General features: G+C 33.1%; 23 protein-coding genes. All 23 read left to right on the top strand.

All coding sequences use genetic code 11. The annotated features are described in order from the left end of the window. Nucleotides 1–21 precede the first annotated feature (21 nt). The 23 genes from BM120_RS03500 to BM120_RS03400 all read left to right on the top strand — a co-directional run bounded on the left by BM120_RS03500 (nt 22) and on the right by BM120_RS03400 (nt 20439). On the top strand, nt 22–876 hold the full coding sequence (locus tag BM120_RS03500; protein WP_091993304.1) for an ATP-binding protein: 855 nt from the start codon (nt 22–24) through the stop codon (nt 874–876). A 4-nt stretch (nt 877–880) separates the two neighbouring features. Beyond that, a complete protein-coding gene (locus BM120_RS03495; protein WP_091993303.1) occupies nt 881–1366 on the top strand; it encodes a PcfB family protein in 486 nt (161 codons plus the stop codon). A gap of 21 nt (nt 1367–1387) precedes the next feature. Continuing rightward, nucleotides 1388–3187, top strand: a complete 1800-nt coding sequence (locus BM120_RS03490; protein WP_207645694.1) for a VirD4-like conjugal transfer protein, CD1115 family — start codon at nt 1388–1390, stop codon at nt 3185–3187. 61 nt (nt 3188–3248) lie between these two features. Beyond that, on the top strand, nt 3249–3398 hold the full coding sequence (locus BM120_RS10840) for a hypothetical protein (RefSeq protein ID WP_168851795.1): 150 nt from the start codon (nt 3249–3251) through the stop codon (nt 3396–3398). Between the two features lie 176 nt (nt 3399–3574). Then, entirely contained in the window at nt 3575–4381 is an 807-nt protein-coding gene (locus tag BM120_RS03485; protein ID WP_330389345.1) for a DNA cytosine methyltransferase, read from the top strand. A gap of 24 nt (nt 4382–4405) precedes the next feature. Beyond that, nucleotides 4406–4657: a DNA cytosine methyltransferase gene (locus BM120_RS11380; RefSeq protein WP_242941549.1), complete on the top strand. Its 252-nt coding sequence runs from the start codon at nt 4406–4408 to the stop codon at nt 4655–4657. Between the two features lie 108 nt (nt 4658–4765). Then, nucleotides 4766–5107 (top strand): single stranded DNA-binding domain-containing protein, encoded by a 342-nt coding sequence (locus tag BM120_RS03480; protein WP_035915746.1) that lies wholly within the window; start codon nt 4766–4768, stop codon nt 5105–5107. A 3-nt stretch (nt 5108–5110) separates the two neighbouring features. Then, a complete protein-coding gene (locus tag BM120_RS03475; protein ID WP_035915748.1) occupies nt 5111–5326 on the top strand; it encodes a Maff2 family mobile element protein in 216 nt (71 codons plus the stop codon). Between the two features lies 1 nt (nt 5327). After that, a complete protein-coding gene (locus BM120_RS03470; protein ID WP_091993300.1) occupies nt 5328–6191 on the top strand; it encodes a VirB6/TrbL-like conjugal transfer protein, CD1112 family in 864 nt (287 codons plus the stop codon). Nucleotides 6192–6268: 77 nt separating this feature from the next. Then, nucleotides 6269–6778: a conjugal transfer protein gene (locus tag BM120_RS03465; protein ID WP_091993298.1), complete on the top strand. Its 510-nt coding sequence runs from the start codon at nt 6269–6271 to the stop codon at nt 6776–6778. 3 nt (nt 6779–6781) lie between these two features. Further along, nucleotides 6782–7147 (top strand): PrgI family protein, encoded by a 366-nt coding sequence (locus tag BM120_RS03460; RefSeq protein ID WP_091993296.1) that lies wholly within the window; start codon nt 6782–6784, stop codon nt 7145–7147. A 295-nt stretch (nt 7148–7442) separates the two neighbouring features. Further along, nucleotides 7443–7580 carry a helix-turn-helix transcriptional regulator gene (locus BM120_RS11285; protein WP_330389336.1) on the top strand — a complete coding sequence of 46 codons (138 nt, stop codon included), beginning with the start codon at nt 7443–7445 and terminating at the stop codon, nt 7578–7580. Between the two features lie 51 nt (nt 7581–7631). Then, complete coding sequence (locus tag BM120_RS03450; protein ID WP_091993293.1) at nt 7632–8039, top strand: hypothetical protein; 408 nt, start codon at nt 7632–7634, stop codon at nt 8037–8039. A 6-nt stretch (nt 8040–8045) separates the two neighbouring features. Next, nucleotides 8046–8579: a hypothetical protein gene (locus BM120_RS03445; protein ID WP_091993292.1), complete on the top strand. Its 534-nt coding sequence runs from the start codon at nt 8046–8048 to the stop codon at nt 8577–8579. Between the two features lie 87 nt (nt 8580–8666). Next, nucleotides 8667–11144 (top strand): VirB4-like conjugal transfer ATPase, CD1110 family, encoded by a 2478-nt coding sequence (locus tag BM120_RS03440; protein WP_091993290.1) that lies wholly within the window; start codon nt 8667–8669, stop codon nt 11142–11144. Nucleotides 11145–11157: 13 nt separating this feature from the next. Further along, complete coding sequence (locus tag BM120_RS03435) at nt 11158–12183, top strand: DNA-methyltransferase (RefSeq protein WP_091993289.1); 1026 nt, start codon at nt 11158–11160, stop codon at nt 12181–12183. Then, nucleotides 12149–14578: a CHAP domain-containing protein gene (locus BM120_RS03430; protein ID WP_177187362.1), complete on the top strand. Its 2430-nt coding sequence runs from the start codon at nt 12149–12151 to the stop codon at nt 14576–14578. The genes BM120_RS03435 and BM120_RS03430 overlap by 35 nt, the downstream gene beginning before the upstream one ends. 12 nt (nt 14579–14590) lie before the next feature. Next, nucleotides 14591–14878, top strand: a complete 288-nt coding sequence (locus BM120_RS03425; RefSeq protein ID WP_026624440.1) for a conjugal transfer protein — start codon at nt 14591–14593, stop codon at nt 14876–14878. Then, nucleotides 14856–16478 (top strand): CD1107 family mobile element protein, encoded by a 1623-nt coding sequence (locus BM120_RS03420; RefSeq protein ID WP_207645691.1) that lies wholly within the window; start codon nt 14856–14858, stop codon nt 16476–16478. Before BM120_RS03425 ends, BM120_RS03420 begins: the two co-directional genes overlap by 23 nt. A 93-nt stretch (nt 16479–16571) precedes the next feature. Continuing rightward, nucleotides 16572–17165, top strand: coding sequence for a type IV toxin-antitoxin system AbiEi family antitoxin domain-containing protein (locus BM120_RS03415; protein ID WP_091993288.1), 594 nt, complete (start codon nt 16572–16574; stop codon nt 17163–17165). Beyond that, nucleotides 17158–18000 (top strand): nucleotidyl transferase AbiEii/AbiGii toxin family protein, encoded by an 843-nt coding sequence (locus tag BM120_RS03410; protein ID WP_091993286.1) that lies wholly within the window; start codon nt 17158–17160, stop codon nt 17998–18000. Before BM120_RS03415 ends, BM120_RS03410 begins: the two co-directional genes overlap by 8 nt. 171 nt (nt 18001–18171) lie before the next feature. Beyond that, entirely contained in the window at nt 18172–19884 is a 1713-nt protein-coding gene (locus tag BM120_RS03405; protein ID WP_091993284.1) for a DNA topoisomerase 3, read from the top strand. Between the two features lie 3 nt (nt 19885–19887). After that, complete coding sequence (locus BM120_RS03400) at nt 19888–20439, top strand: PDDEXK family nuclease (protein ID WP_091993282.1); 552 nt, start codon at nt 19888–19890, stop codon at nt 20437–20439. Nucleotides 20440–20499 lie beyond the last annotated feature (60 nt).

Here is a 20499-nt window from a genome sequence, read left to right as displayed (position 1 = left end):
TAGTGAAAGAGAGGATCGAGAATGGAAACTACAAGAGAACTTTTCGATAAGGTATTTGAAAATATGGAAAAGAATATGCTAAATGAGGAAAATGGAGATTATGTAAATAGTGAAGATGGACTTGTCTATTGTGGAAAATGCCATACAGCCAAGCAACAGATGGCAAATGTCGGTGGTGTCTTAAGAAAAATACCTAAAAATTGTGATTGTAGAAGCAAAGAGATGGAAAAAGAACGAAAAGAAATGGAAGAATTTGAACATAGTATGCGTATAAATAGACTCAAAAGTATGGCATTTGATGATGATCTTATGTATAAACAAACTTTTGAACAAGAAGATGGAAGTTTGGAGCATAAACAGGCAGGCTTAAATTATGTAAAGCATTTTGAGGATATGGAAAAAGAAAATATAGGACTTATATTGACAGGGGCGGTAGGAACCGGAAAAACATATTTGGCATCCTCTATTGCAAATGCCCTGATAGAAAAAGGAATCTCTGTTAGAATGACAAACTTCGGAGTGATATTAAACGATATGATGAATCTACAGATAGATAAAAATATGTATATCAAAAATCTAAACAGTAATAGACTTTTGATTATAGATGATTTTGGAATACAAAGAGATACATCTTTTGCCCTAGAACATATCTTTAACATCATAGACAGCAGATATAGGGCAAATAAGCCTATTATTGTTACAACAAATTTATCAATCTCTCATCTGATGAACACAACAGATTTAAAAGAAAAGAGAATCTATTCCAGACTTCTCGAAATGGCAACACCTATTATCTTCAATGGGGAAAATCATAGAATAAAAACCATGAGGGAAAAGGCAATGACAGCTAATTTAATTTTGATGGAAAGTAGGTGATATATTGATCAATGAAGAAGTAACAAGACAAGTGATTGCGGTAAAAAAAAGGGCAATTCATCTAACGGCAAGAGAAGTTGTAAAACTGATGAAAATGATACTTAACAAGGCAGAAAAAGAGAAAAACGGATTAAAGGATTTCATCGGCAAACAAAAGCCTACTACAGTAAAAGATTTAGTAAAAAAAGGCAAAGTGGAAACCTTAGAATTAAATGATGTGGACTTAAAAAACCTAAAAAGAGAACTAAATAAAAATGGCGTGAAATTCAGTATCAAAAAAGATCTCACTACGGGAAACAATATAATTTTCTTTCAGGCAAAAGATGAAAAGGTAATGGAACAGGCATTTAAAGAAGCGGTTGCAAAATTTGCAGGGAAAGATAAAAAGAAAGAATCTGTAATAGATAAGTTAAATCATTTTAGAGAAAAAGTTAAAAATACACATCAAAAAGATAAAATCAAAGAAAAACATAAGGAGCAGAGTTTGTAGGAAGGAGTGGTAAAGACGAAGATTGTAAAAGAAATACTAAAAGATATAAAAAATATATTTCACATAAGAGATAAGAAAAAGTTTGTAATTAAAAACTTACCTTATCTCTTTTTCTTTTATCTGGCGAATATATTTTCAAAGCATATAAACAGTTATGTAGGTGGTGATTATGTAGATAAGATGATAGTAGCTTTATCTGATATAGGAACACTGTCTTATCTGCCATCATTTCATATAGATGACTTATTTGCAGGTATTTGTTTTTCAGCAGTTATTTGGCTTATTGTTTATCAAAAAAAGAAAAATGCAAAAAAATTTCGCCAAGGAGTAGAATATGGCTCAGCAAGATGGGGAAGTTCTAAAGACATTGAGCCATATTTGGATGAAAAATTTGAAAACAACATACTTTTAACTAATACGGAAAGCCTTACAATGAACTCAAGACCTAAAAATCCTAAATTTGCTCGTAATAAAAATGTGCTTGTAGTAGGAGGATCCGGGAGTGGAAAGACCCGATTTTTCTTAAAGCCCAATTTGATGCAAATGCACTCATCCTATGTTGTAACCGATCCTAAAGGTACCGTTCTTGTTGAGTGCGGAAAGATGCTAGAGAAAAACGGATATGATATTAAAGTGCTAAACACCATAAATTTCAAAAAATCCATGCACTATAATCCCTTTGCCTATCTAAGGAGTGAAAAGGACATACTAAAACTTGTACAGACGATTATGGCAAATACAAAAGGCGAAGGAGAAAAATCTACGGAAGATTTTTGGTGTAAAGCGGAACGCTTGTATTATACAGCCTTAATAGGCTATCTATACTATGAAGCACCGGAGGAAGAACAAAATTTTGAAAGTCTACTTGCCTTTATTGATGCCAGCGAAGTGAGAGAAGAAGATGAAAACTTTAAAAATGCAGTAGATTATATCTTTGATGCACTTGAAAAAGAAAAGCCGAATCATTTTGCTGTCAAGCAATATAGAAAATACAAATTGGCCGCCGGAAAAACTGCCAAGTCGATTCTTATATCATGTGGGGCAAGACTTGCGGCATTTGATATAGAGGAACTTAGAAACCTTATGGAATATGATGAAATGGGACTTGACACCATAGGGGATAAAAAGACAGCCCTCTTTATTATCATATCCGATACCGATGACACCTTTAACTTTGTAGTGGCAATGATGTATACTCAGCTATTTAATCTCTTATGTGATAAGGCAGATGATGTATATGGTGGAAGATTACCTGTTCATGTGAGATGTCTACTTGATGAATTTAGCAATATTGGACAAATACCGAAGTTCGAAAAACTCATTGCAACCATTCGTTCCAGAGAAATATCGGCAAGTATTATCCTTCAAGCAAAAAGTCAATTAAAAGCAATCTATAAAGACCATGCCGACACGATTCTAGGCAATTGTGATAGCGAGCTATTTTTAGGCGGAAAAGAAGGAACGACTATCAAGGAGCTGTCCGAAAACTTGGGAAAAGAAACCATAGACCTTTACAACACATCGGAAACAAGATCAAATCAAAAATCGTTTGGACTAAACTATCAAAAGCTTGGAAAGGAACTGATGAGCAGAGATGAACTGAAAGTGATGGACGGAGGAAAGTGTATCTTGGAAATAAGAGGAGCAAGACCTTTTTTCAGTGATAAGTTTGATATAACCAAGCATAAGAACTACAAACAGCTTTCCGATTACAATAAGAAAAATACCTTTGATATAGAAAAATATTTAAAGAGAAAAGACAAAGTTAATCTAAAAGAAAATATGCAAGTAACTTTAGTGGAAATTTATGATGAGGGATAACTTTTGTTCAAAATGAGCAGAAGTATCTATTGGATTAAATTTTGGAAAGGAATATTTAAGAATGACTGAGCTTGAAAGAACAGAAATACGAATTGAAAAAGAACAAAAGAAATTGCAACAGATAAAAAATAGGATTAGGTTGTTAAATCAAAAGTTAAAACATCTAAAAAAGAAGGAAGAAATTCGCAAAATGTATATCGGTCAAAAGTAAGGACCTAAGATAAATACAAATCTTGTTTTTTATGCTAAGAGCAAGGGAGGAATGATGAAATGAAGGCAAAAGGAAGAAGTCCTCCGACTTTTGCTCATAATGAGCAGAAGTTAGAAAAAGGGAGCATATATAAGGATATTATGAAAATAGAAAAGAGGTGATGTAAGTTAAAAGAAATAACACTTGGAAGTTTATTTGATGGAATAGGAGTATTTCCTTTAGCGGCAAGAAAAGTAGGGATAAAAACGGTATGGGCAAGCGAAATTGATAAAAATGCAATATCTATATCCAAAAGACATTTTCCTGATGTAGAGCATTTAGGAGACATAACCGAATTAAAGGCAAAAGATATAAAACCGGTGGATATCATCACATTCGGTTCTCCTTGTCAAAATTTTTCAAAAGCGGGAGATTTAACAGGACTTCGTGGAGAAAAATCATCTCTTTTTTATCAAGCGATACGATTGATTAAAGAAATGAGGTGTGTAACAAATGGGGAGTATCCAACTTTCGCTATTTGGGAGAACGTCATGGGAGCTTTTGTATCGGGAGATAGGTTGGATTTTAGAACCGTCCTCGAATCCTTCAGTAGCACCTGCCTTCCAATGCCTGAGTCTAAATGGGCAAATGCAGGAGTGGTGCGAGGGAGAGAATTTGAGTTTTCTTGGAGAGTCTTGGACGCCCAATATTTCGGAGAGCCTAAGCTCTTACAAAGAAGAAAGAGAATATTTATTGTCTGCGATTTTGGAGGATTTCGTTCCCACAAAATATTATATAAGCCCGAAAACCTGCTCGAAAATACTGAGATTATCAGAAGCATCGAAGATAAGGATACCAAGTCCAATCGAAGGCATTCTGATAAAGCAGGGAGGAAAATACCAAACATCAGACCCTTTCAAGATAGAAAAATGCGAGGAGGAGCAAAAAGAAGAAATAAAACTCTTTTTAGAAACAGCTTCGGAAAGCCAAATGAGCCTTTTTAGGCCCTATTAGCATCAAATCCTACAATGTTTGCGTATTGGGAGGACGGAAAAGAAGAGGAGGGATTTATTAGATATTTAACGCCGATAGAATGTGAAAGACTGATGGGACTACCTGATAACTATACAAAGTATGGGGTAGATGGAAATATCATACTTGACAGTGCAAGATATAAAGCACTTGGAAATGCGATAGCACTGCCCTGCGTGGAGTATATTATGGCAGGAATAAAAGATGAATTTCTAACTTCTGCTCAAAATGAACAGAAGTTAGAATAAACAAAAGATAAAATTTAATATGAAAAAATATAGATAAGACCATGACAAAATAGAAAAGTTGTGGTCTTTTTTTGATTCAATCAAAAGAAATGAAAATGGAGGATGTATATGCAAAAAGAAATGCTAAATATCAACGGAAACTTAATAGGTAATGTAGAAATAAAAACCATTCAGGGAAAAGAGGGAGAAGTTACAGTAGCGAATTTTACACTCTTTAGAAAAATGGGAAAGACGGGAGAAAAAAAGAAAGAGTATATAAATTGTAATGTCTACGGTGAAAAGACTGAACTTGTAAAAGATTTTGAAAAGGGAGATTTTATTCATGTATTTGGATACTACAAGGAAGTAGAAAAAGGGGATAAAACCTACAGAAACTTTATTGTAAAGCATGTCAATAAAATTGATAAAGAAACAAACAATAAAAAAGAACAGGAAAATGAGGAGGAATAAATTATGGATTTTTTTGTACAAGCAGTAAATGTGCTTAAAATTTTAGTTATGGCAATCGGTGCGGGACTTGGTGCATGGGGAGTTATCAACTTGCTTGAAGGATATGGATCAGATAATCCCGGAGCCAAATCACAAGGCATAAAACAACTCATGAGCGGTGGAGGAATTGTTTTGATAGGGCTAAAACTGATTCCGCTACTTGCGAATGTATTAAAGTAAGATGTTTGATTTATTTGGAAAGATAAATGAGTTTTTCAAGGAGATTATGATTGATATTATTAAAGATAATCTTTCTGCAATGCTTGTAGATATTAACGATAAAGTGGGAACCGTTGCAGGAGAAGTGGGAAAGACTCCGAGTTCTTGGAACTCGGAGGTCTTTGCCTTTATCAAATCAATCAATACCAATGTTGTTTTGCCCATAGCAGCAATAATTTTAACCGCAATACTTTGCGTAGAGCTGATTCAAGTGGTGATGAGGAAAAATTCCATGCAAGACACGGATACCTTTGAATTTTTTAAATACATCATCAAAATGTGGATTGCCGTATGGCTTGTGTCTCATGCTTTTGATTTTTCAATGGCGGTCTTTGATGTTGCACAGTTCATGATATCAAAGGCGGCAGGTGTTGTGGGGACAAGTGCAAATATAACTGCCGGTAATTTTGATGCTATGGTAGAAGCCCTTAAAACAAAGGAACTTGGAACACTTATCGGGATTGCACTTGAGACGGGATTGGTTAAATTTTCTTTAACGATTCTATCCATCTTAATCACTGTAATCCTATATGGAAGAATGATTGAAATATATATTTACTGTTCGATTGCAGCAATTCCATTTTCTACCATGGGAAATAAAGAATGGGGAAGTATCGGAACAAACTATATAAAAAGTTTGTTTGCACTGGGACTTCAGGGACTTTTTATCCTGATATTTTTTGGAATTTATGCAGTCTTGGTCAAAACTGTAAATTTTACGGATATTCATACAAGTATTTTACAGGTGCTTGCATATGGATTGATTTTAGGAGTCATGATGATGAAATCCGGAAGTATCGCAAAGGCGATTTTAAACAGCCATTAAAGGACTTTTGCTCATTTTGAACAAAAGTTGATTAGAAAATTGGAAAAAGAAGATGGATACAATTATTGGAGGTAAATATGAAGAAAATAAATAAAATGAATAAGAAAACGGGAATTTTGATAGGAGTAGGTTCAGTTCTTTCTATCGGGACGATGATAGCAGTACTACTGAAAAAGAAAACGAAAAAATTATCTGATTTTAAGGAAGATGACTTTGACTTTGATTTTGGTGAGATAGAAGAGTCTTTTGATAAAGACGAATTTGATACAGAAAATGATGATGAAAGAAAAGAAGAGATATATAGTTTAGAAGATGAGTATTTAGAATACGAATCAAAAACGGAAGAAGAAAAGCAAAAAGAATTTAGAGTGTTGGTAGTAGATGTACTAAGTGCCATGTATAAAGAAATTCTTTCCATGAATGAAAAACTGGATACAGTAAAGAAAGATATTGATAGGATAGGTGAAGTAAAGGCACTGGTTGAAGAACTGGAAAATTGTAAAGAAGAAATTATCTCACTTTGGGAGCATATGGAAAAGTTATCCGAAATGAGAGAAGAAATTACCGGCAAAAAGAATAGAGGTTAGGCTATGGTATATGTAAAAATACCGAAGGATTTGACGAAAGTAAAAACTAAAGTGGCACTTAATATGACAAAAAGACAGCTCATAGGTTTTAGCATAGCGGGGCTTATCGGTTTTCCTGTATATATGCTTTGTAAAAATTATCTGAGTACAGATATTTCTATGATTGTAATGAGTATAGCAGTCCTACCTGTTCTTTTTGCAACGCTTTATGAAAAGGACAATCTGCCTTTTGAAAAACATTTAGCATATATCTTGAAGTTTCATAAAAGTAAAAAGATTAGGATATACAAAGCGAAAAGCATTTATCATACGAAGAGAACAAAAAGGCAGGATATAGGAAATAAGCATAGGATAAAAAGAAGGAGATAAAACAAGTGCTATTTTACAAATTAATATATTCCAAAATCAGAAGTAAAAACATATAAGGATATACAAAAGATAAAAGGAACATATTCTAGCAAGCAAGGTAATTATGCAATGGGTGTTGCATGATTAAAAATATAATAAACACTCATAAAATATAATTCAAAATATGTCTAATGTCTCTTGTATAAAAAGTTAAATGTAGTATTATACTAATATGAAGTTAACTTCATGTGAAATTAACTTCATATTTTGAGTGTAATATTTGTTGAGGAGTAATATGATTAATAAATTAAAAGAAATGAGAGAAGCGAAGACGATTACTCAGGAGGAACTAGCTAATAAAGTTGGTGTAACTGCCAGAACTATTATATCTTTGGAAAAAGGACAGTATAAACCATCTATTATGTTAGCATATAAATTAAGTTTATTTTTTTGAGTTAACTATTGAAGAGTTATTTATGTTAAAAGAAAATTTGGAGGAATTGAAATGAGAAATCTTTTTTATGGAGTGATTGCTTTAATATTGATGTTATTAGGATTATTAATATATGTTATAGATGGAAAATTTAATGTAGAATTTTTTCTTGGAAGTATCTTTTTTATATATGTGTTTTTAGAGAGAAGGTATGAATTGTCTAGAGATGATGTATTTAAGGATAGTGAAATGGATAGATTTGATGAAAGATCAGAGCTTATTTTTTATAAAAGTAGAGCCAAGGTTAATGTTGTCATTCAATATTTATGTGCGTTTATATTTTTGATAGTAACAACATTAAAATTTATGGGAATATCTTTTCATGGCATGAATTTGCTTATGTTTTTTTCATTTGGAATATACATTACAATTTCTAGTCTGAACATATATTTTAATAAAAAAATAGACAAGAAGGAATGAATCTAAATGAAAAAGAAAATATCAGCAGTATTGCTTTTTTCGATTTTGACAGGTTCTGTTTTACCGTGTGTAAATACAGTTAGAGCAGAAAAAAGTAGCTATAGAGAGATAAAAAATGAACATGATGCGGAGATGAATTTGTCTATAGCACAACTTGAAAAGGTATTTGAAGTTATTGAAAAGATGCCTGAGGATATATTACTAAAAAATGATGTTAATAGTATCTATGACTATTTATTAAAAAATGGAATTGAATTAAAGAGTAGTAGTTACACAACATATGGTGCTTGGGAAATCGCAAAATGTGTTGGTGCAATAGCATGGGTTGTAGGATCAACAGTTTTTGCGGCTACTAAGATTTTGAAGATTAAAAAATATATAAAAACTATCGGTGGGATAAGAAAAGCTGCGATATTGGTAATGGGTTTCTTTAAGACAGGAGTCGTTCCACCAGATGCAGGAGAAAAGGTAGGAACAGCTATCATGAATTTAGCGTCCGAATTATTAGGGATAACAGCAATTAAAGATAATTGTTTCTAATTTTATAAATATGTCATGAAAAGATATAAAATATAAAAACAGCAATTTATTGCTGTTTTTTGTTTTTAAGTATAAGGAGGAAAAAAATTGAACAAAGACAAAAGAAAAAAACAGCAACAGCGAATTAAAAAAGAAGAGATGGAGCTTAGGAAAAATAAAAAAGAGTTATCGGAACTTAAAAAATCAGGGAAGAAAAAAACAAAGTCTAAAACAAATGGGAAATCATCAAAGAAAAACGGGTGGTTTTCTTTTTTTATGAAAGAGGAGAAAAAGGAAACCGTACAAGATACCATTCCCTATAAGCGAATGTTAAAAGACGGGATTTGTCAAATTGAAAAGAATAAATTTAATAAAACCATTCGATTTTTGGACATTAACTATCGATTAATGGAGGAAGCTGACCAAGAGGGAATATTCTCGGAATTTTCTTCTTTTCTAAATTTCTTTGATTCCTCTGTGGAAGTACAGTTCAGTTATATCAACAGTATCGGTGAAAATGAGGAAATCAATAAACTGATTGATATTAAAGAAAATATAGATGATTTTAACGAAATTAGAAATGAATACAGACAGATGCTTTTAAATCAAAGCAGCAAGGGGAATAACGGACTATCCAAGAGTATGTATCTTACCTTTACCATAGAAGCGGAGGACTTAAAGCAAGCAAAAAGCAGGTTAGAGCGAATGGAAATGGATGTGTTAAACAATTTTAAGCAGATGGGAGTGAAAGCCTATGTGCTTGATGGTGAGGAGCGTTTAAAGGTTATTCACGACATTTTAAATCCAAATGATAAACTTGTTTTTTCTTTTGAGGATTTGAAATACAGTGGACTGACGACTAAGGAATATATTGTACCTCCGTCTTTTAACTTTTCTAAGCCGACTTATTTTAAGACAGGAGAAGTCTTTGCGGAAGTAAACTTTTTACAACTTTTAGCCTCAGATATTAAAGATGAGATGTTATCAGAGTTTTTGGCATTGGAAGAAAATATGATTGTTACCTTTCATATCAGAGCAATCGACCAGATGGAAGCTATTAAACATGTAAAAAGAAAAATAACGGATTTGGATAAGATGAAGCTTGAGGAAAACAAAAAAGCGATTCGTGCAGGCTATGATATCGACATCTTGCCAAGTGACCTTGTAACTTATGGGGCAGAAGCAAAGAACCTGCTAGCAGAGCTTCAAAATCATGATGAAAAGATGTTTTTGGTAACCATTCTTTTTATGAATACGAGTAAAAGTAAAAGTAAACTTGATAATACGGTATTTGCATTAAAGTCCATTGCAAACAGACATAATTGCAGTTTGAAAAACCTAAATTACAGACAGGAACAGGGACTTGTTGCAAGTTTACCTCTTGGGATCAATGAAGTGGAGATAGAACGAGGGCTTACTACAAGTGCAGCAGCTATCTTTATACCATTTACAACAGAAGAACTTTTTATCAAGGGAGAAAGCCTATATTACGGACTGAACGCACTAAGCAGAAATATTATTATGGCAGATCGTAAAAAATTAAAAAATCCGAACGGACTTATCTTAGGCACACCGGGTTCCGGTAAATCCTTTGCGGCTAAAAGAGAAATTACCAATGCTTTTTTAATTACCGATGATGACATTATTATAGCAGATCCGGAAGCCGAATATGCACCACTTGTAGAAGCACTCAAAGGGCAGGTGATTAAAATATCGCCCATTTCAAAAAACTATGTCAATCCGCTGGACATCAATATTGACTATGCGGATGAAGATAACCCTTTGTCTTTAAAATCAGACTTCATACTATCCCTATTTGAACTTGTTGTAGGAGAAAAGAAATTAAGTGCAGAAGAAATCTCCGTTATTGACCGTTGTTTACCTATTTTATATAAAGCCTACTTTGAAAATCCTATACCTGAAAATATGCCGATTTTAGAAGATTTATATAATCTTCTTCAAAAACAGGAAGAAACGGTAGGAAAGAAACTTGCGGTAGAAATGGAGATTTATGTCAAAGGAAGCCTGAATGTATTTAACCATAGAACAAATGTAGATACAAATAACCGAGTTGTTTGCTATGACATTAAGGAACTTGGAAAACAGCTTAAAAAGATAGGGATGTTAGTTGTGCAGGATCAGGTGTGGAACAGAGTAACGATAAATAGAGCAAATAAAAAGGCTACAAGGTACTATGTAGATGAATTTCATCTCTTGTTGAAGGAACCGCAAACCGCCAATTATTCCATTGAAATTTGGAAGCGTTTCAGAAAATGGGGAGGTATGCCGACTGGACTTACTCAAAATATTAAGGACCTTCTTGCAAGTCCGGAGATTGAAAATATTTTCGATAATACGGATTTTATTCTAATGCTTAACCAAGCGGGAACGGATCGAGATATTTTAGCGAAAAAACTCAATATATCAAAGCATCAGCTTTCCTATGTAACAAATTCAGGAGAAGGAGAAGGACTTGTTTTTTATGGAAATACGATTGTTCCTTTTATAGACCGGTTTCCGAAAAATACAAAACTATATTCTCTAATAACAACCAAACCGAGCGAAACAGGAAAAAATAATAAATAGGAGGGCAAATGGCATGAGAAACAAAATAGAAGATATATGTTTTTTAGACAATCATATTAATACAATTATTTGCAGAGATGCCCTTGAAACATTAAAGAATTTTCCAGATGAAAGTATAAACTGCTGCATTACCTCTCCACCCTACTATGGACTTAGAGATTATAAAAGCGATGGTCAAATAGGAAGAGAAGCTACGGTTGAAGAATATCTTGACAGGTTGGTACAAGTTTTTAGACAAGTAAGGAGAGTTCTTAGAAAAGATGGTACTTGCTTTATTGTTATTGGCGATTCCTATGCCGGTTCGGGTGGTAGAAAGGGAGAGTATATGGATCCTAAATATCCAAAAGGAAGAAATGGACAAAACCCTTCAATTACACAAAAAGTGTTAGGTTACAAGTCAAAGGATTTAATGGGAATACCTTGGAGATTGGCATTTGCTTTAAGAGAAGATGGATGGTATCTTCGCTCGGACATCATCTGGCACAAAGAAAATGCCATGCCTGAGGCTTGTAGGGATAGACCTACTCGTTCTTATGAACATATTTTTTTACTTTCCAAATCACCAAAATATTATTATGATTTTGATGCTATGGCAGAGCCGATGAAAGAAGTCAGCAAGAAAAGATATATGAGAGGAAGAAGTGAATATAACAAATATTTAAATGAAGATGCAGGGATAAACGTGCAGAAGATAAATAAGGCAAGAAAATATGGAGAGTATAAAGGAGATAATATTCCGCAGTTTCGTAATAAACGAGATATTTGGACCATCAATACCATATCTTTTAGAGGGGAGCATTATGCTGCTTTTCCTCCTAAGTTGGCTGAAATCTGTATGATTGCAGGCTCACCGAAAGGAGGATTAATCCTTGATCCTTTTATTGGAAGCGGAACGGTCGGATTTGTAGCACTTATGCAAGATAGAAAATATATCGGGATTGAATTAAATGAGGAATACGTAAGCCTTGCAAAGAAAAGAATTGAAAGTGAGGTGAAACAATTTAATGAAGAACAAAAGCAAGAGGTACAAAAGGAGTAAAGAGAATAGATTAAATCAAGAAAATCAAAAACATATTGATGAAAAAAGAAAAGGCATATCAGAAACCGTAGAAAATTATCCTTATAACTTAAATGAAAATTATGAAGAAAATAAAAATTTGTCTTTTGATAATAAGAGAGAAAAAAAGAAGATTTATAAAGAACAAGAAACTTTAAATCAATATAAGAAAGAAGACTTTTCAGATGATATTTCCTTAAAAAAATATGAAGGTTCAGATGATATAAAACAAGATCTTTTAAATGAAAAGATACCTTTAGATATAAGTCATGACAATGATTTTAAAAATAAGCTTAAAAGGCAAAGTTTAAAGAACTATAAAGGTAATTCTTTTCGCAATTTTGGTGAGAAAAAAGATATACAAGAATCTTGTGTGGTCATTTCTAAAGATAAGAAAAATATGCGAAGACAGATGGATAAATTTAAAAAAGAACAGGAAGTCTATGATCCATTATCGAAGGATATGGATAATGATGGAGTAATAGATAGGTACGATGTGGATTTTAGGGATAGTAAAGTGTCATATCGACCTCTTGCAGATGATGAAAAGTATGATAATAGGCAAAATGATAAGGAAAAAAATTATAATGACTATATAAAAAATCCAAAATCCAAGAATAAGAAATATAAACAGTATGCCAAAGAAAGATTTTTCAATGAAAGTCCAAAAGTAGAAAAACAGAATAAATATACCAGGAGCAACTTTGATGATAAGGAGTTTACCAGAAATAAGGATACGAAAAAGAATTCATTTCAGGATGCAAAGGATAAAAGAAAAACTGCTGATAAAAACACATCACAAAAAAAGGCAGATAAATTTGAAAGTAAGGAAAAGAAAATCTCCAAGTTACAGCAAAAAAAGCAAAGACAAGAGAAGAAATTAAAAAATAAGAGAATTGACAAAAAAACACAAAGTGCTAAAAGTGCAGTAATAGCAACGGGTATGTTAAAGAGGTATCTTGAAAGCGGAAAAGAAGATAACGCAGCAGTTGAGGGAAGTCATAAGGCTGTAGAAAAGATAGAAACTCTTTCAAGACATGCCTATCATCGTGGGAAAAAGAAGGCATTAAAGGGACAAAAGAAGATAAATAAACTTGAAAAGAGTATTCAAAAAAAAGAAAAGAAACTCTTCTTTCAAAAAAATATGGAAGAGTTGAAAAAAAGTGCGGATTACCAAAATACCTCAAGGCTCAGACAATTTTTTAAAAGAAGGCAGTATAAAAGACAGATTCAAAATAAGTATAAAGACAGTGTAAAAAACAGAATAAAAAAATCTTTTATAGAGGGCAGTAAAAGATTTGCTGAATTTGTAAAGGGTAGAGGGAAAAAGATAGGATTTCTACTATTTTTATTAGTAGGAATCTTTTTTATGCTTTTTCAGTCAGGAAGTATGATGATGAATATGGGAACGGGGATGGTAAGTAATACCGTAGGGACAACCTACTTATCATCAGAAGATGTACTCAAAGAAATCAATCAAAAGTTTTCATCTTTAGAACAGGCTTTGCAAGAAGAGATGGACAGTGTAAAGGAAAATCATCCGGGATATGATGAATATATTATAAATGGAAAAGAGAATATCGGCCATAATGTCCATGAACTCTTGTCTTATATCACAGCTCGTTATGGAATCGTAAAGAATATTTCTGAAGTAGAAAGTGAACTTAAAAGTCTGTTTCAAAATATGTATACCTTAACCTATAAGGAAGAGATCGAAATTAGATATAGAACTGTTACATCAAGCTATATGGATGCTGACGGCAATGAACATACTGAAAGTCATGAAGAACCGTATGAGTATAAAAAACTCATCGTAACCTTAGAAAAAAGAGAGATGGATTCTATTATCAGAGAAACATTTAAATCTTATACTAATAACTTGGCACACTACGAAACTTTGTTTTTGGCACAAGGGAATATGGGACAAGTATTTGGAAATACTGACCTTATAAATTCAAATGGTGGAATCGGCGGAGGAAAAGAATATGAGGCATCAAGTGAAGTGCAAAAGAAAATAGTAAATGCCGCTTATGTTACCCCATCTCCGGGAATGGGTTGGTGTGCAATGTGGGTATCGCAGGTATATCAAAATGCAGGACTTGGATATATAGGAGGAAACGCTAATGATATGTACCGAAATTACACCTTTACATCAGATAAGTCAAAGCTAAAAGTGGGAATGCTTGTTGCAGTGGAAAGCAGCAGTAGCGGTGGAAGTTTAGGTGCTACCTATGGTCATGTAGGTGTTTATATCGGAGATGGAAAGGTAATGGATAATATAGGACGTATAAGAGTAACTACCATAGATAATTGGATTGCAACATTTTGTAAACATCATCCTGTGGGGTTTGGATTTCCACCATCAGTACAAAAATAAGGAGGGAATATTTTGAATAAAAAATATAGAAAAAATATAGAAAAGCAAAAAGATATTCAGGAAAAAATAGAAGAACTCCAGTTAAAACAGGAGATGTTAAAAGAAGAACAGGAAGAGATGGAAAATATTGAGGTTTTAAAGGAATACCGAAGTATTGACATTTCTATTGACGATTTTTTAGAAATGATGAGACGTTATAAAAAAGAGGAAAAACAAGAAAAAATGAAGTTACAGGAAATGAGAAATACAGAAAATCATAATAATATGGAGGAAAATCATGAAAATCAAATGGAAGAATAAAAAAATGGCGATAACATTGTCCGGAGTAATCTTTTTGATATTTGCTTTACTTGGAACAATGCTTTTCAATCACCAGATTGTTTTTGCACAAGGTAGTTTAATCCCGACACTGATTAGTCCCACAGAAGTTTTAGCTCAAACTAAAGTGGAGGTTAAGATAAAATATATATTTAAGGATGAGAGTGTATATAAGGAAGAAATAATTGAAGAAGAAACCGGGCAAGTTCTTGACAGTGGAGATTTACCAATGTTAGAGGATAATATGAAATTTATTGACGAATTTTTGTTCTATAAAGTAAAGGGAGACGGTACAGATGAGATTATCCGTAAAGTAGAAAAAATTACAGTTAAGGATAAAGAAACTCAGGCAGAAGAGGAAAAGCCAAAACAGGACGAAAGCACTCAGACGGAAGATAAAAAAACAGAAGATAAGGGAACACAGACAGATCTTTCTAAGGACGATATTTTCAAAATGGAAAAAGAGGCCAAAGAGCTTCAGGATAAACTTGATAAGTTAAATGGTGAAATCAGGGATAAAGACAAACTAAGCGATAAACAGAAAGAAAAAATCAAAGACCTTGAAGCTGAGATTGAAAGTCTGAAAGAAAAAATGAAGAAAGATAAGGGAAATAAAGACTTATCAGAAGATATGAAAAAGGAAATAGATAAGCTGACGGAAAAGGTGAAAGAGCTTGAGAAAAAGGCAACTGAAACAAACAAAGCTCCTGTAACATCACAGTCAGTTACACCGATTAGTCCTATTTCAGGGATTAAGACAAGCTCAGGTATTTCTTCTCAAACACCACAGAGTTCCGGTAAAGGTTCATCTGATGCAGTAAGCTCCGGCAATACTACAAAAGATACAGGTAAAACTGAATCAAAGGAGAAAGAAAAGGAAGTTCGCTATCCCAATAAGCTGACACCGAAAGCTCCTGCTAATAACAGTAGTCAGGATTCATCAATGGACGGTGCAAGTAGCAATGTAAATACCAATAAGGGTGTGGCTTCAGCTCCGTTAAAGGCAAGAGGAACTGTTACAGAAAATAAAGATAATGCGAATAATGATTATCCAATTCATCATGGGGATAGCAGCGATAACAAAGAAGCAGATAAGTATTCAGCAGATGCAAGACAATTTATTACTTTCCAGACAAAATCCGGAAAGACATTTCATTTAATCATCAATCACGATGAGCAAAGTGAAAATGTAATGCTTTTGACTGAAGTATCTGAAGATGATCTTCTGAATATGGTAGAGAAGAAGGAAAACCCGAAAGAAGAAATCAAAAAAATGGAAGAAACGGTACCGAAAAGCGAAGTAAAAAAAGAAGAGCCGAAAAAAGAAGAAAGCAAAGGTAGCGGCTCATATATTTTTTTAGGAATCATCGTTCTTGCAGTAGTTGGAGCAGGATATTACTTTAAAATCTACAAGAAAAAGCAGGAAGATGATGATTATGATGAAGATGAAGAAGAATATGATGAATTTGAAGATGAGTATGAAAAAGAGGACGATACAGAAGATTTGGAAGAAACAGTAGAAGAACAGCATAACATAGATGATATGGCAATCGACTCTTATGATGAAGAAGATGAGGAATAAAGTTATAAAAAGAGAAATGTAAACCCTGATGTTGCGTTTACACTTAAAAAATGGTATAATGCAAGTGTAAACGCAACAAAGGGGGTGGATGGGATGAATTATGAAAATAAAATTGAAAAATATCTGAAGCAATCAGGTGGAATTATTACAACAGCATACTGTAAGGAAAATAATATACCGACGATATATCTCAGTCGACTATTGAAAGATGGGAGATTGTCAAAAGTAAGAAAAGGAATTTATATAACGAAAGATGGGGATTACGATGAGTATTATTTCTTTCAACATCAGTATAAAAAGGCGATATTTTCTTATGAAACAGCACTTTACCTGCTTGGACAAACAGATAAAATTCCTTGGAGTATCGATGTAACCGTTTATAACGGATATAAATTTAATGAAAAACCGAACGGTTTCAATGTTCATTATGTAAAAAAAACAATTTATGACTTAGGGGTAACCCAAAAACCTACAATGTTTGGCAATAAAGTTAAGGTATATTCATATGAGAGGACACTCTGTGATTTTATTGCTCATAAAGAAGAAATGGATATAGAGGTTTATGTAAAACTTATTCAATCATATTCCTCTTATAAAGAAAGAGATATCCATTCCCTCTATGACATTGCAATGAAAATGGGAATTGAAAATAAAGTAAGAGAGGTTATGGAGGTGGCTTATGAATAAAGCTAAATTAACGGCTCTTTGCCATAAAGTTAGTAAAGAAGTCGGTCTTTCGTTTAATGCTGTTATGTTATATTATTTTTTAGAAAGTATTTTAAAAAAATTAGCAGGAAGCGAATATAGTGAACGATTTATTTTTAAGGGCGGCTTTTTGTTATCAAGTGTAGTTGGAATTGATTCAAGAAGTACTGTAGATATAGACTTTCTTTTGAGAAATATGCAACTATCAGAAGAAAATATTGTTCAAATGCTGAACGAAACTTTAAAACCGGAAGAATCCGACGATATCTTTTATGAATTGCAAAACATTGTGCCAATCAAAGAAGAAGATCAATATGGAGGATTTCGTGCAAATATCTTATGTAAAATGGAAAATATAAGACAGATTGTACCACTTGACATTGCAACAGGAGATGTTATTACACCTCATCCGATAGATTATAAGTATGTGAGTTCTTTTGGAGAAGAAGAAATAATAATCAAGGCTTATCCGATAGAAACTATGCTTGCAGAAAAAATACAAACTATTTATGCAAGAGGATTTTTAAATAGTAGAAGTAAGGATTATTACGATCTTTATATTATTTATAAATTAAAGGATAAAGATGTAAATGTAGAGATATTAAGAGAGGCTTGCAGAAAAACTTTTAGTTATAGAAAAACAGAATTTGACATAGGTAAAATCATAGACTTACTGGAAAAATTGAAAATAAATGAAGCCTTTTTGAAAAGATGGCAAGCCTATTCGAGAAAAAATCTGTATGCGAAAGATATAACTTTTGAAGAAGTATTGGACAGCGGAATAAAAATGGTGGAAAAAATAAAGAATGAAAATTAGCATATAACGGTTTTACAATGAAAAGAAGGCGTCAAACATTTTTTTGTAAGTTAGTTCCCAAACAGGAAAATGGATTAAAAAATAGAAAATGAAATATATAAAACTTTAAAAGACAATTGGAGAAATGCAAACTCTGATTGTCTTTTTTCATGTAGAAAAAAGGAGGAATTTATGCAAACACTGGTGATAAGTGAAAAACCGAGTGTTGCAATAAGCATATCAAAGGTGCTTGGAGCAACAAAAAAGAAAGATGGATATTATGGGGGGAACGGATATATAGTTTCTTGGTGCATTGGACATTTGATTCAGATGTCCAATCCTGAAAGATATGATGAAAAGTATGCAAAGTGGAATATAGAAGATTTACCGATTATTCCAAGTGAATATAAATATGAAATAATGAAACCTACAAAAAAACAGTTTGTTATCCTTAAAAAACTGATGAATGATAAGGACGTGAAATTTGTAATCAATGCTTGTGATGCAGGAAGAGAAGGAGAAGCAATTTTTAGACTGGTATATAATGAGGCTCATTGTAAAAAGAAAATGAAACGTCTTTGGATTTCATCTATGGAAGACAGTGCCGTTAAAGAGGGCTTTGATAATCTAAAAGAAGGAAAGGACTATGATAATCTCTTTGAATCGGCACAGGCAAGAGCCATTGCAGATTGGTTAGTAGGAATGAATATTAGTAGACTTTATTCTTGCCTTTACAAGCAGAATTACTCTGTTGGCAGAGTGCAGACACCGACTCTTGCCATGATTGTAAAACGAGATGACGAGATAGCAAATTTCAAGAAAGAGAAATACTATACCGTAGAGCTATCTATGGACGGTTTTATACTTTCCACAGACAGAATTGATGATGAAATAGCAGCTGAGCAGCTCTTAAATTTAGTAGGCGATAGGATTGAAATTACCGATGTCATTCAGAAAGAAAAAATCACAAAGCCCGACTTACCCTATGACTTAACTACGCTCCAAAGAGAGTGTAATAAGTATTTTGGATATAGTGCAAAGCAAACCCTTGATTATGCACAAAGTTTGTATGAGAAAAAACTTATTACTTATCCGAGAACGGACAGCAGATACCTTACAACAGATATGATTACAAGTATGATAAACAACATATTGGGACAAAATGACTTTGATACACAGCGTATTAAGGTCATTTTTAATTCAAGCAAGGTAACGGATCATCATGCTATTATACCGACAGTAAGTTCAATGAGTGAAGATTTATCGAGTATTCCGGAGAGTGAAGCAAAAGTGTATGGACTTATTTTTAATAAGCTACACGCAAGTGTAGGTTATCCTTTAATCGAGAATACTACTAAGATTGTAGCAATTTTTGACGGCTTTGAATTTACAAGTTCAGGAAAAGTCATTATATATGAAGGCTTTACAAAATATCTTAAAGAATACAAATCCAAGAAGAATGAGGATATGGAGCTTCCTGATGTAAGTATTGGAGATGTTTTAAGCATTGAAAATAAAGAGATTAAAGAAAAATATACTAAGCCTCCAAAACACTTTACAGAAAACACCCTATTAAAAAGCATGGAATTGGCAGGAAATGAAGCACTTGAAAAAGGGGTAGAGGTCGAACGAAAAGGACTTGGCACACCGGCAACTCGTGCAGGGATTATAGAAAATTTAATTTTCAAAGGTTTTATTGAAAGAGATAAGAAAAATTTGATTGCCACTAATAAAGGAATCAGCCTTGTAACGATTGTAGCAGATATCTTTAAATCGGCAGAAACGACAGCAAAGTGGGAAATGGAATTGACAGACATTGCACATGGCAAGTCTTCTAAAAAGGAATTTTTGTCCGGAATTGAAACGGAAATTAAAGATGTTATTGCTCAGTATAATAAGGAGTAGCCTATGTTTGATACGCTAATAAAATTCAGTAAAAACAGAGAAAAATTGGATTTTTATGCTACCGATAAAAGGGCAACCTATGAACTTTTAAAAAGAGAACAGTTTAAATCTTTAGTCTATGAGCCGGCTTGCGGGATGGGACATATCGGAAAAATTTTAGAAGAATACGGATATACGGTAAAAGCGACAGATATTTGTTATAGGGGATATGGAGAAGAAAGAGAAGTTGATTTTTTTGCACTTAAAGAAAATAAAATGGATATAGTAACCAATCCGCCATATTTTTGTGCAAGTGAGTTTTTACGACACGCACTTGAAATATCAGGAGAGGGCGTAAAAATAGCAATGCTCTTTCGATTGGCATTTTTAGAGGGTCAATCAAGATATGAGTTATTTAGAAAGTATCCACCAAAAAGAGTATATGTATTTTCCAAAAGATTAAATTGTGCCAAAAACGGAGAATTTGAGAAATACAAAAGCAGTGCCATTGCCTTTGCATGGTTTATATGGGAGGTGGGATACAAAGGTATTACGGAGTTAAGGTGGATTCGATAAAAGGATGGAATAAAACAATTGAAAAAACGAAGGAGGATAAGTATGGATAAGAACGAAGTA

It is taken from the genome of Peptostreptococcus sp. D1 (assembly GCF_900112955.1).
Lineage (GTDB): Bacteria > Bacillota > Clostridia > Peptostreptococcales > Peptostreptococcaceae > Peptostreptococcus.
This window is presented reverse-complemented; position numbering and strand designations above follow the sequence as displayed.

What these genes read in the sequence shown, in the direction of transcription:
- BM120_RS03450 (WP_091993293.1), top strand. Translation starts at nt 7,632, where the DNA reads ATGAGAAATCTTTTTTATGGAGTGATTGCTTTAATATTGATGTTATTA.
- BM120_RS03460 (WP_091993296.1), top strand. Translation starts at nt 6,782, where the DNA reads ATGGTATATGTAAAAATACCGAAGGATTTGACGAAAGTAAAAACTAAA.
- BM120_RS03405 (WP_091993284.1), top strand. Translation starts at nt 18,172, where the DNA reads ATGCAAACACTGGTGATAAGTGAAAAACCGAGTGTTGCAATAAGCATA.
- BM120_RS03475 (WP_035915748.1), top strand. Translation starts at nt 5,111, where the DNA reads ATGGATTTTTTTGTACAAGCAGTAAATGTGCTTAAAATTTTAGTTATG.
- BM120_RS03480 (WP_035915746.1), top strand. Translation starts at nt 4,766, where the DNA reads ATGCAAAAAGAAATGCTAAATATCAACGGAAACTTAATAGGTAATGTA.
- BM120_RS03415 (WP_091993288.1), top strand. Translation starts at nt 16,572, where the DNA reads ATGAATTATGAAAATAAAATTGAAAAATATCTGAAGCAATCAGGTGGA.
- BM120_RS11380 (WP_242941549.1), top strand. Translation starts at nt 4,406, where the DNA reads ATGTTTGCGTATTGGGAGGACGGAAAAGAAGAGGAGGGATTTATTAGA.
- BM120_RS10840 (WP_168851795.1), top strand. Translation starts at nt 3,249, where the DNA reads ATGACTGAGCTTGAAAGAACAGAAATACGAATTGAAAAAGAACAAAAG.
- BM120_RS11285 (WP_330389336.1), top strand. Translation starts at nt 7,443, where the DNA reads ATGAGAGAAGCGAAGACGATTACTCAGGAGGAACTAGCTAATAAAGTT.
- BM120_RS03410 (WP_091993286.1), top strand. Translation starts at nt 17,158, where the DNA reads ATGAATAAAGCTAAATTAACGGCTCTTTGCCATAAAGTTAGTAAAGAA.
- BM120_RS03445 (WP_091993292.1), top strand. Translation starts at nt 8,046, where the DNA reads ATGAAAAAGAAAATATCAGCAGTATTGCTTTTTTCGATTTTGACAGGT.
- BM120_RS03400 (WP_091993282.1), top strand. Translation starts at nt 19,888, where the DNA reads ATGTTTGATACGCTAATAAAATTCAGTAAAAACAGAGAAAAATTGGAT.
- BM120_RS03470 (WP_091993300.1), top strand. Translation starts at nt 5,328, where the DNA reads ATGTTTGATTTATTTGGAAAGATAAATGAGTTTTTCAAGGAGATTATG.
- BM120_RS03435 (WP_091993289.1), top strand. Translation starts at nt 11,158, where the DNA reads ATGAGAAACAAAATAGAAGATATATGTTTTTTAGACAATCATATTAAT.
- BM120_RS03420 (WP_207645691.1), top strand. Translation starts at nt 14,856, where the DNA reads ATGAAAATCAAATGGAAGAATAAAAAAATGGCGATAACATTGTCCGGA.
- BM120_RS03500 (WP_091993304.1), top strand. Translation starts at nt 22, where the DNA reads ATGGAAACTACAAGAGAACTTTTCGATAAGGTATTTGAAAATATGGAA.
- BM120_RS03430 (WP_177187362.1), top strand. Translation starts at nt 12,149, where the DNA reads ATGAAGAACAAAAGCAAGAGGTACAAAAGGAGTAAAGAGAATAGATTA.
- BM120_RS03465 (WP_091993298.1), top strand. Translation starts at nt 6,269, where the DNA reads ATGAAGAAAATAAATAAAATGAATAAGAAAACGGGAATTTTGATAGGA.